13 protein-coding genes are annotated in these 13,867 nt (G+C 71.6%); 6 read left to right on the forward strand and 7 right to left on the reverse strand.

Annotated elements, in window-relative coordinates; translation table 11 throughout:
• Positions 1 to 21 precede the first annotated feature (21 nt).
• The 3 genes from BEK98_RS20160 to BEK98_RS20170 form a co-directional block, all read right to left on the reverse strand.
• Positions 22 to 990, reverse strand: a complete 969-nt coding sequence (locus BEK98_RS20160) for a hypothetical protein (RefSeq protein WP_094217980.1) — start codon at positions 988 to 990, stop codon at positions 22 to 24.
• A gap of 114 nt (positions 991 to 1,104) precedes the next feature.
• Positions 1,105 to 2,109, reverse strand: coding sequence for a zinc-dependent alcohol dehydrogenase (locus BEK98_RS20165; RefSeq protein WP_094217981.1), 1,005 nt, complete (start codon positions 2,107 to 2,109; stop codon positions 1,105 to 1,107).
• Positions 2,106 to 3,266: a mandelate racemase/muconate lactonizing enzyme family protein gene (locus tag BEK98_RS20170; RefSeq protein ID WP_094217982.1), complete on the reverse strand. Its 1,161-nt coding sequence runs from the start codon at positions 3,264 to 3,266 to the stop codon at positions 2,106 to 2,108. The genes BEK98_RS20165 and BEK98_RS20170 overlap by 4 nt, the downstream gene beginning before the upstream one ends.
• Positions 3,267 to 3,467: 201 nt before the next feature.
• Between BEK98_RS20170 and BEK98_RS20175 the strand changes: the two genes are divergently transcribed.
• Entirely contained in the window at positions 3,468 to 4,514 is a 1,047-nt protein-coding gene (locus BEK98_RS20175) for an SCO2400 family protein (protein WP_094217983.1), read from the forward strand.
• A gap of 205 nt (positions 4,515 to 4,719) precedes the next feature.
• Complete coding sequence (locus BEK98_RS20180; protein WP_094217984.1) at positions 4,720 to 5,877, forward strand: serine hydrolase domain-containing protein; 1,158 nt, start codon at positions 4,720 to 4,722, stop codon at positions 5,875 to 5,877.
• A 184-nt stretch (positions 5,878 to 6,061) separates the two neighbouring features.
• Here BEK98_RS20180 and BEK98_RS20185 read toward each other — a convergent pair whose 3' ends face one another.
• Positions 6,062 to 6,481: an organic hydroperoxide resistance protein gene (locus tag BEK98_RS20185; RefSeq protein WP_094217985.1), complete on the reverse strand. Its 420-nt coding sequence runs from the start codon at positions 6,479 to 6,481 to the stop codon at positions 6,062 to 6,064.
• 108 nt (positions 6,482 to 6,589) lie between these two features.
• On the reverse strand, positions 6,590 to 7,588 hold the full coding sequence (locus BEK98_RS20190; protein ID WP_094217986.1) for an NADP-dependent oxidoreductase: 999 nt from the start codon (positions 7,586 to 7,588) through the stop codon (positions 6,590 to 6,592).
• Positions 7,589 to 7,678: 90 nt separating this feature from the next.
• On the opposite strand from BEK98_RS20190, the gene BEK98_RS20195 reads away from it, so the two are divergent.
• Complete coding sequence (locus BEK98_RS20195; protein WP_094217987.1) at positions 7,679 to 8,116, forward strand: MarR family winged helix-turn-helix transcriptional regulator; 438 nt, start codon at positions 7,679 to 7,681, stop codon at positions 8,114 to 8,116.
• A gap of 39 nt (positions 8,117 to 8,155) precedes the next feature.
• Entirely contained in the window at positions 8,156 to 8,947 is a 792-nt protein-coding gene (locus BEK98_RS20200; protein ID WP_094217988.1) for an EI24 domain-containing protein, read from the forward strand.
• On the opposite strand, the gene BEK98_RS20205 is transcribed toward BEK98_RS20200, so the two are convergent.
• Positions 8,937 to 10,193 (reverse strand): pyroglutamyl-peptidase I, encoded by a 1,257-nt coding sequence (locus BEK98_RS20205; protein ID WP_094217989.1) that lies wholly within the window; start codon positions 10,191 to 10,193, stop codon positions 8,937 to 8,939. The genes BEK98_RS20200 and BEK98_RS20205 overlap by 11 nt on opposite strands.
• Positions 10,194 to 10,395: 202 nt before the next feature.
• Here BEK98_RS20205 and BEK98_RS20210 point away from each other — a divergent pair, with 202 nt between their 5' ends.
• Positions 10,396 to 10,728 carry a YrdB family protein gene (locus BEK98_RS20210; RefSeq protein WP_244201907.1) on the forward strand — a complete coding sequence of 111 codons (333 nt, stop codon included), beginning with the start codon at positions 10,396 to 10,398 and terminating at the stop codon, positions 10,726 to 10,728.
• 3 nt (positions 10,729 to 10,731) lie between these two features.
• Here BEK98_RS20210 and BEK98_RS20215 read toward each other — a convergent pair whose 3' ends face one another.
• Positions 10,732 to 11,313 carry a TetR/AcrR family transcriptional regulator gene (locus tag BEK98_RS20215; RefSeq protein ID WP_094217991.1) on the reverse strand — a complete coding sequence of 194 codons (582 nt, stop codon included), beginning with the start codon at positions 11,311 to 11,313 and terminating at the stop codon, positions 10,732 to 10,734.
• Positions 11,314 to 11,417: 104 nt separating this feature from the next.
• On the opposite strand from BEK98_RS20215, the gene BEK98_RS20220 reads away from it, so the two are divergent.
• On the forward strand, positions 11,418 to 13,856 hold the full coding sequence (locus BEK98_RS20220) for a beta-glucosidase H (RefSeq protein ID WP_094217992.1): 2,439 nt from the start codon (positions 11,418 to 11,420) through the stop codon (positions 13,854 to 13,856).
• Positions 13,857 to 13,867: the final 11 nt, after the last annotated feature.

Here is a 13,867-nt window from a genome sequence, read left to right on the forward strand (position 1 = left end):
TCGTCTCGTCGTTGAGAGGGGTCACGCGTTGATGGGGAAGCGGTTGAGCGACCCCGGCAGCCGGGAGCCGAGCGGCGCCATGTCGCCGTCCGCGCCGTGCCGGGCGAGCAGGTCCAGGGCGAGCCGGCCGCGCCGCACCCGCTCCCGGGCGGTGTCCAGGGTCACGTCCCGCAGATGGGTGCCCCACGGGTAGATGCCGGGAGCCTTGGACAGGCCGAACTTCAGGTAGAGCGGTGCGCCGCGCCGGATCAGCTCGGCGACCTCGTACATCCGCACATAGCCGCCGAGGTCGTCGGGAGCTTCGATGTACATGTCCATGGGGGCGCCGGACACCCGGCGGATCTCGGTGAGGTGATCCAGCGTCAGATCGCTGGGCACGTTGACGGAGTCGGCCCCCAGCCCCTCGTACACCGCATACGAGGCGGGGTTGACCGGCCCGATCAGCGCCGAGACCTTCAGGGTGGTGTCGGCCGGGATGATCCCCGCCTCGCGGGCCCGGTGCAGGGTCCACAGCACGCCCTCGTCCGCGACGAGGAGGCACTTGACGCCCAGCTCGGTGGCGCGGACGGCGTCCTCGACACAGCCGGCGACGGCGTCGTGGCCGCGGGCGCGCAGTCCGGCCCCCCGCGAGTCGGAGCGCACCGAGCCACCGATGTCCCAGGTGCCGCGCGGGCCGGTGAACAGGCAGAGTTCGATGTCACGTTCGTCGGTCGCGTCGACCATCTCGGTGATCTCGGCGTCGGTCAGCATCCACACGCCGCTGCCCTGGCTGATCCGGTGGATCGGCACGTCGAGGCGGGAGGCCTCCTTCAGTACGACCGCCAGCGCCTCGGGACCCTCGCACGAGGGGATCTCGGTGCGCCAGCGGCCGCCTCCCGGGAAGCTGTGGGCGGAGGTGTCGGCGGGGTCGAGCGCGGGCGCGCCCAGGCCGAGTGCGGCGAGCACCTGCTCGCCGGGCCTGCGGGCTGCCGGGGCGGAAGCGTCGGTCACAAGCTGTCCTTCGTGTTCGATATTTCGGACAAGGTTCGCGGCTCGGGGTAGAAAAAAGACCTTGGTGGTACGCCGGTCAGGGCGCCGTCAGGTAACGCCCTGACCGGCGTACGGTCAGGGGCGGAGCAGCACCTTGCCCACCTTCGGATCGCCGGCTCCCACCAGCTCGATGGCCTGCGGGAACTCGGTCAGCGGCAGCTCGTGCGTGACCAGCGGCAGCGGGTCCAGCAGCCCGGCGCCGAACACCCGCACGGTGTGCGCCCAGGCGTCCGGCGGCGCCCCGAAGACGGTGTGCACCTCCAGCTGCCGTACGACCAGATCGGTCGGGTCGAGCCCGTCGGCGCCCGCTGCCGGGATGCCCGTCAGGACCAGGCGTCCGCCGCGCCTGAGCAGGGAGGCGGCGGTGCGCGCGGCGGACGCGGACCCGGCGGTCTCGATCACTACGTCGAAGTCGTCCGGGAGGTCCTGGCCCTTGAGCCGGAAGTCGGTCGCCCCGAACTGCCGGGAGAGCGCCTCCCGGTCGTTCCGGGTGCCCACCACCAGCAGCTCCACCGGCGAGATCGCCTTCAGGAACTGCACGGCGAACATCCCGAGCGTCCCGGTACCCACCACCGCGACCCGCTCGCCCGGCTGGGCCTTCGCCTTCAGCGCGGCGGCCGCGATGCACGCGGCCGGCTCCAGCAGGGCGGCGGCGGTGAGGTCGGCGTCGTCCGGCAGCGGGTGCAGCAGCCGGGCGGGCAGGGTGAGCGTGGTGGCCATGGCACCCGGCTGGGTGAACCCGGTCTCCTCGTACCCGGCCGTGCACAGCGTGGTCTCGCCCGCGTGGCAGCGGTCGCAGACCTGGCAGTTGCGGAAGCCCTCGCCGACGACCTTGCGGCCGACCAGCGTCGAAGGCACCCCGGCACCCACGGCCCGCACGGTCCCCGACCACTCGTGGCCGGGCGTGAGCGGGTAACGGACGTACCCCTCGGGCCGGTTGCCCTGGTACACCTCGCGGTCGCTGCCGCAGATGCCCACCGCGTGCACGGCGACCAGCGCCTCGCCGGGACCGGGGTCCCGGGGCGTGTGCTCCTCGACCCGGTGGACGCCCGGCGCCTCGATCAGGACCTGGGAACTCACTTCGTGCTGCCCTTCGGCTTGCGCTGCTCCCAGCCCTCGGCCCACAGGTCGAACCGGGCCTGCTGCTGCGGGAACTCGGCGGCCGCGTCGGCGTCGAACTCGACGCCGAGACCAGGCGCGTCGGACAGGTGGAAGTACCCGTCTACGACCTGCGGCGCGCCCTTCACGATCTTCTTGATCTCCGCGTCCGCGAAGTCGTTGAAGTGCTCAAGGATCTTGAAGTTCGGGGAGGTGAAGCCGACCTGGAGCGAGGCGGCGGTCAGCACGGACCCGCCCACGTTGTGCGGGGCGACGAGCATGTAGTGGGTCTCGGCGGTGGCGGCCAGCTTCCGGGTCTCCCAGATGCCGCCGATGTGGCCGACGTCCGGCTGGATGATGTCGACGGCCTGGCTCTCGAACAGCTCGCGGAACTCGATCCGGTCGTGGATGCGCTCGCCGGTGGCGACCGGGATGTCCACCTTGGCGGCGACTTTCTCCAGCGCCTTGAGGTTCTCCGGCGGCACCGGCTCCTCCAGCCAGGCCGGCTTGAAGGGGGCCAGCTCCTTCGCCAGCCGTACGGCGGTGGCGGGGGAGAAGCGGCCGTGCATCTCCAGCATCAGCTCGGCGTCCGGACCGATCGCGTCGCGCACGGCCTCGATGAGCGAGACGGCGTACAGGGTCTGGTCGTGGTCCAGCTCGAAGTGCCCGGTGCCGAACGGGTCGATCTTCAGCGCCTTGTACCGGCGCTCCATCACCCCCTGGGCGGCCTTGTGGTACGCCTCGGGCGTTCGCTCGGTCGTGTACCACCCGTTGGCGTACGCCTTGACCTTGTCGGTGACCTTGCCGCCCAGCAGCTGCCACACCGGTACGCCGAGGGCCTTGCCCTTGATGTCCCAGCACGCCATTTCCACGACCGCGATGCCGGACATGACGATCTCGCCGGCCCGGCCGTAGTCGCCGTACTTCATACGGCGGACGAGGTCCTCGACAGCGAACGGGTCCGATCCGAGAATGTGGTTGGCCTCGGCCTCCCGCAGGTAGCCGATCAGCGCGTCGGTGTGACCGAGCATCCGGGTCTCGCCGACTCCCGTGATGCCTTCGTCGGTGTGCACCTGGACGTAGGTCAGGTTGCGCCACGGCGTACCGACCACGTGCGTGCTGATTCCGGTGATGCGCACGGCAGTTGCCCCTCAGCTGTTCGAGATTTCGTCACACGTTCGAAATGCTGGCGTGACAGTAAGGATGGTGCGGCGGGGGTGTCAATGGGTCGAACGGGTAACGGTTTCGACAAGACTTTCGAGAACCTTTTCGGTCCCGCACCAAACCTTCACAGCGGCGCCTAGGAACGTGACCGGCTTGGAATCTAGTCTTCCGGCGTCATGGACTTCTGCTACCCGTGCCAACGGCACCTCAACGGCGCCCTGGCCTGCCCCGGGTGCGGCGCGCCGGCGCCCTCTGTCACCGCGCGCGCGGACATGCCCGTCGCGCACGGGCACGCGGGCGCGACGGCGGGTCCATACGGTCAGGAAACCTTCACGAGTGCAGCGGCCCAGCCGTACGCCGGGCAGGCCGCCTACTACCCCCACGACGCCGTCCGCGTGCCCCCGCAGTACACCGCGGCCCAGGCTCCGGACGCCTATGCGGGCGCGGGCGCGGCCGAGTACGCGTACGACGGCCCGGGCGACTACGCCGGCCAGGACGAGGCTCACGGCGACGCTTATCAGGCTCATGAAGAGGCTCATGGCGACGCTTATGAGGCTCATGGCGACGCTCGCGACGACGCACACGGCGACGCCGATGACACCCCCGACGAGCCCGTGGGCCGTGCCGCCCGGCGTCAGTCGCGCGGCCGGGGCCGCGGTGGAGCCACGGGCGGCGGCGAGGAGGAGAGCGGCCCTGCCGCCGCCGACGCCAGCCGTCGCGATCGCAAGGCCGCCGCGCACCGGCGCCGCCGGCGTCGTACCGTCCTGATCGCCGCGGGCTTCGTGCTGGCGGCGGGCGGTCTCAGCGTCGCCGAACTCGGCACGGACGCCCCCTTCTCCCCGTTCTCCAGCGACGAGCCGGCCACGTCCGGGGACACGTCGGCGGACGGCGGCAGCTCCTCCGCGTCCCCGGACCGTACGGCGAACCCCCTCGACGACGCCTCGGGCACCGCGGGGAACGCGGGCGCCTCCGCCTCCCCGGGCGCCTCGGCCTCGGCCTCCGCCTCCAAGTCCCCGAAGGACAAGGCCTCCAAGTCCCCGTCCGCCTCGGACCAGGCGCAGCAGTCGGCGACGTCGGGCGCGGGCAGGCCGACCACGGCGCCGACCGCCCCCGCCACGTCCCAGCCGGCGTCCACCCCGACGGCCGACCCGACGACCTCGGACCCGACTCCGCAGCCGTCGCCGACGAAGACGTGCAACCGCTTCCTGTGGTGGTGCACGTAGGCAGGTCGCCTCCCCGCGATCCCTCTCCGTCACGTACTGCCCCGGGCCATGGGCCATCCGGGGTCATCGATGACACCAACCCGCTCCTGAGACGGTTGAGTCGGACAGGTACATCTCGCCGTACACGATCACGGGAACGCCCGACGGCGGAACGGGCGTTGTGCACAGGGGGAGCAGCGAGCAGCGGCTCAGTCGAGGAGAGCGGATGACGCACAGGACCACCGTGCACGGCACGGTCGCCGAGGGATTCGAAGCGGTGCGCGAGGAGTTCACCGCCTTCGTCGTCGAGGAGCGGGACGACTACGAGGGCCAGTTGTGCGCCTACGTCCACGGCCGGCGGGTCGTCGACCTGTGGGCGGGCGAGGGCGCCGAAGGGGACTCGCTGTACGGCGTGTTCTCGTCCACCAAGGGTGCCGCCCATCTCGTCGTGGCCCTGCTCGTGCAGGACGGCACGCTGGAACTGGACCGCAAAGTCACCTACTACTGGCCGGAGTTCGGCGCCGAGAGCAAGGGCGCGCTGACCCTGCGCGACCTGCTCGCGCACCGCGCGGGCCTGGTCGGCACCGACACCGGCTTCAGCGCGGCGGAGCTGGCCGACGACCGCGCGCTGGCCGAACGCCTCGCCGACCAGCGGCCGTTCTGGCGGCCGGGCACGGCCTTCGGCTACCACGCCCTGGTGATCGGCGCGCTGACCGGCGAGGTGGTCCGGCGGGCGACGGGCCGTACGATCCAGGAGCTGTACGAGGAGCGGGTGCGCGCCCCGTACGCCCTGGACTTCCACCTGGGCCTGCCCGTCTCCCGCGAGCCCCGCTTCCGCACGGTCCAGCCGATGCTGCCGACCCCCGAGCAGCAGGCGGTGCTCGACGCACTCCCGTCCGGACCGCACACCCTCGCCGCCATCGCCTTCAACCGGCACACGCCCGACCCGACCGACCTGGCCGCCCTGCCGAACGAGCGCGGCGTCCGCGCCAAGGGCCCGGCCTCGGTGGGCGGTGTCTCCTCGGCGCGCGGTCTGGCCGGGATGTACGCGGCGATGATCAGCGAGGTCGACGGCAAGGCACCGCTGCTGAAGGAGGACACGGTCGCGGAGTTCGGCCGGCTGCACTCCGTCGGGTACGACCTGGTGGCCCGCACCCACAAGTCGTACGGCCTCGGCTTCCAGGCCACGGCCGACACCTGGCACCCGTTCCTCGGCGCCGGCACGATCGGCCACAGCGGCGCGGCGGGCAGCCAGGCCTTCGCGGACCCGCGCAGCGGCTTGGCGTACGGCTACACGCGACGCCGGTTCGCGTTTCCGGGAGGGGCGGCACCGGAGAACGAAAGACTGGTGCTGGCGACACACCGGGCGGCGCTTGCAAACTAAGGGCGCGGGCAACTCCCCAAGGGGCGCGGGGCTGTGTCGATATGCGGCTCCGCCGCGTGGGCGCGACCAGCCACAGCGCACCCGCACCCGAACTCTCACCGCACCCGGCAGACGCGACCGCCGCAAAACGACAGCCGCACCCCACGTCCAAGGATGCGGCTGCCGCTATACGCAACGACGGTGATCAGACCAGCGTCACGGTGATGTTGCCACGGGTCGCCTTCGAGTAGGGGCACACCTGGTGAGCCTTCTCGATCAGCTCCCGCGCAGTGGCCTCGTCGACGTTGGGAATCTCCGCGGAGATCTCCACGATGATCCCGAACCCCTCCTCGTTCCGCCCGATCCCCACCTTCGCGGTGACGGTCGAGCCGGAGACGTCGGCGCCCTCCTGACGGGCGACCACACCGAGCGCGCCCTGGAAGCACGCGCTGTACCCGGCGGCGAACAGCTGCTCGGGGTTGGTGCCGGCGCCGTTGCCGCCCATCTCCTTGGGCGGGTTCACGACGACGTCGAGCCTGCCGTCGTCGGTGGCGACGCGGCCGTCGCGGCCGTTCTCGGCGGTGGCGACAGCCGTGTACAGGACGTCGGACTGCTGAATGGGCATGCGGTTGTCTTCCTCCTCGGTCCGCCGCGACTCGCGCCCACGATCGACGACGGATTTCGGAAAGAAGTTACCGCATGCCGGAAAGCTCAGGCCAGGGGTCAGGGCTCGTCAGAGCTTGACGATCATCTTCCCGGTGTTGTCGCCGCGCAGGACCCCGAGGAACGCCTCCAGGTTGTTCTCGATGCCCTCGACGACCGTCTCGCGGTACTTCAGCTGACCGGAGGCCACCCACGGGCCGACCTCGGCCACGAACTGCGGCTGCAGGTCGTAGTGGTCGCCGACCAGGAAGCCCTCGATACGGCCGCGGGTCTGGATCAGCCGGGCGAGGTTCCTCGGGCCGGGGGCGGGCTCGGTGTTGTTGTAGACGGAGATCATGCCGCAGACCGCGATCCGGCCACCCTGGTTGAGCGAGCCGATCGCCGCCTCCAGGTGGTCACCGCCGACGTTGTCGAAGTACACGTCGATGCCGTCGGGAGCGGCCTCGCGCAGCTGCTCGGCCACCGGGCCGTTCTTGTAGTTGAAGGCGGCGTCGAAGCCGTACTCCTCCACCAGCAGCTTGACCTTCTCGTCGGAGCCGGCCGAGCCGATGACCCGCGAGGCGCCCTTGAGCTTGGCGATCTGCCCGACCTGGCTGCCCACGGCACCCGCCGCGCCGGACACGAACACGACGTCGCCCTCCTTGAAGGAGGCGGTGCGCAGCAGGCCGGCGTAGGCGGTCAGGCCGGTCATGCCGAGCACGCCGAGGTACGTCGACAGCGGCGCGGCCGCGGGGTCGACCTTGACGGCGTGCTTCGCGTCGATGGCCGCGTACTCCCGCCAGCCGAAGAAGTGCAGGAGGTGGTCGCCGACCGCGACGCCCTCGGCGTTGGAGGCGACGACCTCGCCGACCGCGCCGCCCTGCATGACCTTGCCCAGCTCGAACGGGGCGGCGTACGACTTCGCGGCACTCATCCGGCCGCGCATGTACGGGTCCACGGAGAGGTACTTGTTCCGTACGAGAACCTGGCCCTCACCCGGCGTCGGGACCTCTGTCTCGACCAGGGCGAAGTCCTCGGGCTTCGGCCAGCCGACCGGGCGGCTGAGGAGGTGCCATTCGCGGTTGATCATGACAGTGCCTTTCGAGATTTACTTCAGTACCTGAAACAACCATGCGCCTGAATATTTCAGGATGTCAAGTAACCGGGTATCCTGGAGTCCATGTCCACCCCACAGAAGACCCGCCGCCCCGACGCCCTGACCATGGAGGTCGTCGAGCTGATCGGGGACGTAGTGGCCCGGTTCTACGAGGACTACGAGCTGGCGGCCGGCGAGCACGCGCTGACCGGTCCGCAGGCGCGCCTGCTCAGCCTGCTGTCGCTGGAGCCGCTGCCGATGCGCAAGCTGGCCCAGAAGCTGAAGTGCGAGCCGTCGAACGTGACCGGGATCGTGGACCGCCTGGAGGCACGCGGCCTGGTGGCGCGCCGCCCCGACCCCGCCGACCGCCGGGTGAAGCTGGCCGCCGCCACCGACGAGGGCCTCCAGGTCGCCCGCGACCTGCGCGAGGGCCTCCGCTTCGCCCGCGAACCCCTGGCCGGCCTCACCGACGAGGAGCGAGGCTCCCTGCGGGACCTGCTGCGCCGGATGCTCGACGCCTGAGGTTCTTCCCGTTCGGATCCGCTCGGTAAAGTCTTCGCCATGCGCGATCTCGGGGTGGGTTTCGGTTATCTCCTCAAGGGCCAGCGGTGGGTGGGCCGGCACGGCAAGCAGTACGGCTTCGGCCTGCTGCCCGGCCTGATCACGCTGGTCCTGTACGCGGCGGCGCTGGTCGCGCTCGGGGTGTGGGGCGAGGACGGCGTCGCCTGGGCGACCCCCTTCGCGGACGACTGGTCGAGCCCCTGGCAGGGACTGTTCCGTGGTTTCCTCACGGTCGTCCTCTTCGCCCTCGGCCTGCTGCTGGCCGTCCGCACCTTCACGGCCGTCACCCTGCTGATCGGCCAGCCCTTCTACGAGAACCTGTCGGAGAAGGTCGACGAGGACGTCTCGCCCGACGGCACCGCACCTCGGTCCGGCCTCCCGCTCTGGCGCGAGCTGTGGATCTCCGCCCGCGACAGCCTGCGGATCCTGGTCCGGGCCCTGCTGTGGGGCGTCCTGCTCTTCGCCCTCGGCTTCCTGCCCGTCGTCGGCCAGACGGCCGTCCCGGTGATCGGCTTCTTCGTCACCGGGTTCTTCCTCACCGAGGAACTGACCGCCGTGGCCCTCCAGCGCCGTGGGGTCGACCTCCGCGCCCGCCTCGCCCTGCTCCGCTCCCGCAAGACCCTGGTCTGGGGCTTCGGCACGCCCCTCGGCCTGGCCTTCCTGGTCCCGTTCGTCGCGGTGTTCCTGATGCCGGGCGCGGTGGCGGGCGCCACGCTCCTCGCCCGTGACCTGCTGGGCGAGGAGAGCGCCGAGGAGGAGGACGTGGAGGACGGCGAGCGGGTCACCTCCTGAGCGTGGCCTCGGCCGCCACCGTCACGATCGACCGCACCTGCGCGATGATGTCCAGCCGGTTGCGGACGAACTCCGGGTCGGTCACCGTGCCCGTCGCCGGGTCGGTGTTGCCCGTGCCGAACTGCAGCACGGGCGTGTGCACATGGCCGCCCGGCAGCGTGTCGTGCAGACCCAGGCGGTCCCGGAGTAGCGTCGCGCGGTAGGCGATCTCGTTGGAGAGGTAGTTGCCGCCGCCGCCCGCACGGGCCGTCGAGCCGGCGGTCGGGCCGTCCGGCCGTACGACGGGATCGGTGCCGCCCGCCGGGATCTCGGTCACCTCCGTGTGGTCGTACACCGGGAACCGGCCGGTGTCCGCTGCCGTGATGGCGGTGTACGGCAGGGTCGTCGTCGTCCACTGGGGCTGGGTGGCCGGATCGGTGACGGGGACGGTCTCGGTGCGGGAGGCGTTGTCGTTGTCCGGGAAGCCGCCGCGCCAGGCCCCGTTGCTGCGCTCGATGTCGAACCGCCCGACCCGGCCCTGGCTCACGGTCGTGAACAGGTCGACCTTCGGCAGCCAGGGCCGCAGCGTCCGCTCCACCGTGCCGTCCGCGAAGTCCGCCCAGCGCACGGGGAACAGGGCCGTCTCCACCCGGGCCGGACCCTCGGCCGTCTCGATCACCGTGCCGTCCAGCGCCAGCGCGCTCGCCCCGGAGGGGTTGGAGATACGGATGTCCCGGTCGAGCGTGAAGGGGTCGAAACCGGTGAGGAGTACGCGCTTGAGGTGCGGCTGCCCGGGATAGCGGATGTCGGTCTGACCGCGTGAGGTGCGTTCCACCTGCTGGAGCAGAGCCGTACGTTCGGTGCCGGCAAGAGTGAACTGGGGCTCCCAGGTGCGAACTTCCCGGGTCATCCCCAGACGCGCCCAGTACAGCGGCCGGTCGTCGTCCCGGCTGAGGTCGCCGCCCGCCGGGCCCCGCCCCTGCGCCCGCTCCACGGCCCGCCGCCACAGCGCCGAACCCTCGCGTACGACGAGGCGACGGGCCTGCGCGTAGGAGCGGGCGCGCTCCAGGGCGGCGGCGAACTCCGGTGCCACGTCGTCGAATCCGGAGCGGCGGAGGATCTCCTGCGGTACGGCCTTGTCGAGCCGTTGTTCCTCGACGGTGGGGGAGGGGGTCGCCGGTGCGGCGCAGGCCGTGGTCGTGGGAGCCGACAGACCGGCCAGCAGGGCGATGCCGAGCACGGCGGTCCGTATGCGGAGCGAGGTCACGGGAGTTGGGGTCCTTCCGTCGCTGTGGGGCGCGTGGTGCGGGGGACGGCGGAAGTATCGCGTGCGGGGAGTGGTCTACGCCATGGTGCGGGGGAGCCGCGCGGCCTCGCCGAGCAGACTCGGGGCGTCTGTTTCGGCCGGAGGCGCAGGTGGAGATCGAAATCGTGGCGGCGGTGCCGGGCGGTGGGTGATACTGCCGCGCGTGAAGGCAGCTAAGGCCGTGAACCTCGGCGTCATATTCCTGCTGGAGTTGGGCGTCGTCCTGTCCCCGTGGTACTGGGCGTACGAGAGCGGCTCCGACTCGGGTCCTCTGCTCGCGCTCTTCGGGGCGACCGCCCTCGGTTGGGTCTGGGGCCTGTTCGGTTCCCCGAGGGCGAGGTTCAAGCTCCACGGCGTGCCCCGAGTCGCCTTCGAAGCGCTCTGGTTCGGAGCGGGCGCCGCGATGCTGTACGCCGCCGGGGCACACGCCTGGGCCGTCGCCTTCGCCCTGGTGTGCCTGGCCGCCAAGTCCCTTGCCTACGCCTGGAACCAGTGACCCTCACTCCACCGGCTCGCCCAGCAGTCGCAGGAAGTCGCGGAACGCGCCCGGCATGTCGACCGACTCCGGGTCCAGCAGCCACTGGTACTGCAGGCCGTCCATCACCGCGACGAGCAGGGGGGCGGTGTGCTCCGGGGTGAGGCCGTTGGGCAATCGGTCGCCGTACTCGGCGCGCAGCACCTCCGTCATGGTCGCGCGGACCTGGGCGTAACGCTGCGTGAAGTAGGAGCGCGCCGGGTGCCCCTCCGTCACGCTCTCGCCGAGCAGCGCCGAGAAGGTCTGGATGATGGCCGGGCGCATCGCGTTGTACTCGACCAGTGAGGCCAGCAGGTCGACCCGCCACCGGGTGTCCGGCACCGCGTCCCACCGGTCCCGCTCCTGGAGCACGGCCACCAGCAGGGCGTCCTTCGTCGGGAAGTAGTGCAGCAGCCCCTGCTGGGTCAGCCCGACCCGCTCGGCCACCGCGGCCAGGCTCGCGCCCCGGTAACCGCGCTCGGCGATCACCTCCAGGGCCGCCCCCACGATCTCCGCGCGCCGCTCCTCGCTCCTGACCCTCGCGTTCATGACGTCACCGTACGACATCCCCACCCCTCGAATATAACGGCAAGATAACAAAACCTACCGCTCTACAGGTAACGCGTGCAGGATGAGAGGGATCCCAGGCACTTCAGCGAGGAGGTACCGCCGTGGCGGAGACAGACAAGGCGCGCGCAGACGAGGCCCGCGCAGCGGTCGTGGAGGCCGCACTGGGCCGGCTCGAACTCGACGCCAAGGCGCGGCTGCTGGCCGGCCAGGACATGTGGACCCTGCCCGCCCTGCCGGAGATCGGCCTGAAGTCCCTCGTCATGTCCGACGGCCCGATCGGCGTGCGGGGCGTGCGCTGGACCGCCGACGACCCCTCCGTCGCCCTGCCCTCGCCGACCGCGCTCGCCGCCACCTGGGACCCCGCGCTCGCCCGCCGCGCAGGCGTGCTGCTCGCCCAGGAGGCCCGCCGCAAGGGCGTCCACGTCCTGCTCGCCCCCACCGTCAACCTGCACCGCTCACCGCTCGGCGGCCGCCACTTCGAGGCCTACAGCGAGGACCCGTACCTGACCGGCGAGATCGGCTCCGGCTATGTGACCGGCGTCCAGTCCGGCGGCGTCGGCACCACCGTCAAGCACTTCGTCGCCAACGACGCCGAGACCGACCGCTTCACCGTGAACAACCTGGTCTCCGAACGCGCCCTGCGCGAGCTGTACCTGGCCCCCTTCGAGGCGATCGTCGCGAACGCCCACCCCTGGGGGATCATGACGGCCTACAACCAGGTCAACGGCACGACGATGACCGAGCACCACCACCTGGTCAACGAAGTCCTGCGCGGCGAGTGGGGCTTCGACGGCTTCAACGTCTCCGACTGGATGGCCGCCCGGGACACCGTCGGTGACATCGAGGGTGGCCTGGACGTCGCCATGCCCGGCCCCCGGACCGTCTACGGCGCCGCCCTCGCCCAGGCCGTCCGGGACGGCCGGGTCGCCGAGGCCACCGTCGACGCCGCCGTACGGCGCGTGCTGCGGCTCGCCGCCCGGGTCGGCATCCTGGACGGCGCCGAACCCGTCGTCACCGAGCCGCCCGCGTCCGTCGACGGCGAGGCCCTGGCCCGCGAGATCGCCCGCCGCTCCTTCGTCCTCGTGCGCAACGAGAACAGCGCACTCCCGCTGAAGGCCGGCACGGTCGCCCTGATCGGCGCCGCCGCCCGCGACGCCCGCGTCCTCGGCGGCGGCTCCGCCACCGTCTTCCCGGCCCGGATCGTCTCCCCGCTCGACGGTCTCACCGCCGCCCTCCCCGAGGGCACCCTCACCTACGCCGTCGGCGCCGACCCGGCCACCGAACTCGCCGTCGCCGACCAGGGATTCAGCCTCAGGGCCGTCTGCCGGGACGCCGACGGCACCGTCATCGGCACCCGCTCCGCCCCCAACGGGCTGATCCAGTGGATGGGCTCCGACCTCCCCGAGGGCGTCACGCACGACACCCTCCACACCGTGGAACTGACCGGCACCTTCACCCCGCGCGAGTCCGGCCCGCACACCTTCGGTGTCAAGGGCGTGGGCGCCTTCACGCTCACCGTCGACGGGACGACGTACTACGACGACGTCCAGCGCCCGGACAAGGACGACCCCTTCGAGGCCTTCTTCGGCGCCCCCGTACCCCGCGCCCAGGCCGAACTCACCGCCGGTGAGCCGGTCGAGGTCTCCCTCACCCAGGTCGTCCAGCTCCCCGACGACATCCCGATGAAGGTCGTCACCTTCGCCCTCGCCCACTCCGCGCCCCAGCGCGACCCCGACGAGCTGATCGCCGAGGCCGTCGAGGCCGCCCGCGGCGCCGACACGGCCGTCGTCATGGTCGCCACCACCGACCGCGTCGAGTCCGAGGGCTTCGACCGCACCGACCTCCGGCTCCCCGGCCGCCAGGATGAACTGGTCCGCGCCGTCGCCGCCGCCAACCCGAACACCGTCGTCATCGTCAACTCCGGCTCCCCGGTCGAACTGCCCTGGCGCGACGAGGTCGCCGCCGTGCTGCTGACCTGGTTCCCGGGTCAGGAGGGCGGCGCCGCCCTCGCCGACGTCCTGACCGGTGCCCACGAGCCCGGCGGCCGCCTCCCCACCACCTGGGGCTCCCTCACCGACGCCCCCGTCACCCAGGTCGTCCCCGCCGACGGCGAGCTTCCCTACACCGAGGGCGTCTTCATCGGCTACCGCGCCTGGGAGCAGGCCGGCCGCACCCCGTCGTACCCCTTCGGCCACGGCCTCGGCTACACCGACTGGGCCTACGAGTCCCTGGAGACGGACGGCACCACCGCCCGCGTCCGCCTGCGCAACACCGGCCAGCGGCCCGGCCGCGAGGTCGTCCAGGTCTACGTCTCCCCGGCCGAGCCCGACACCGAGCGCCCGGCACACCGGCTGGCCGGATTCGCGGGCGCCGAGGCCGGACCCGGCGAGAGCGTCGAGGTGACCGTCGAACTGCCCCGCCGCACCTTCGAGGTCTGGGACGACACGGCGAAGGCGTGGGCGTTTGTGAAGGGTTCGTACGAGATCACCGCCGCCCGCTCGATCTCGGACCACAGGCTGACCGCGACGATTAACGTCTGATCCGGGACAGT

The sequence above is a fragment of the Streptomyces diastatochromogenes genome, from assembly GCF_002242805.1.
GTDB lineage: Bacteria > Actinomycetota > Actinomycetes > Streptomycetales > Streptomycetaceae > Streptomyces > Streptomyces diastatochromogenes.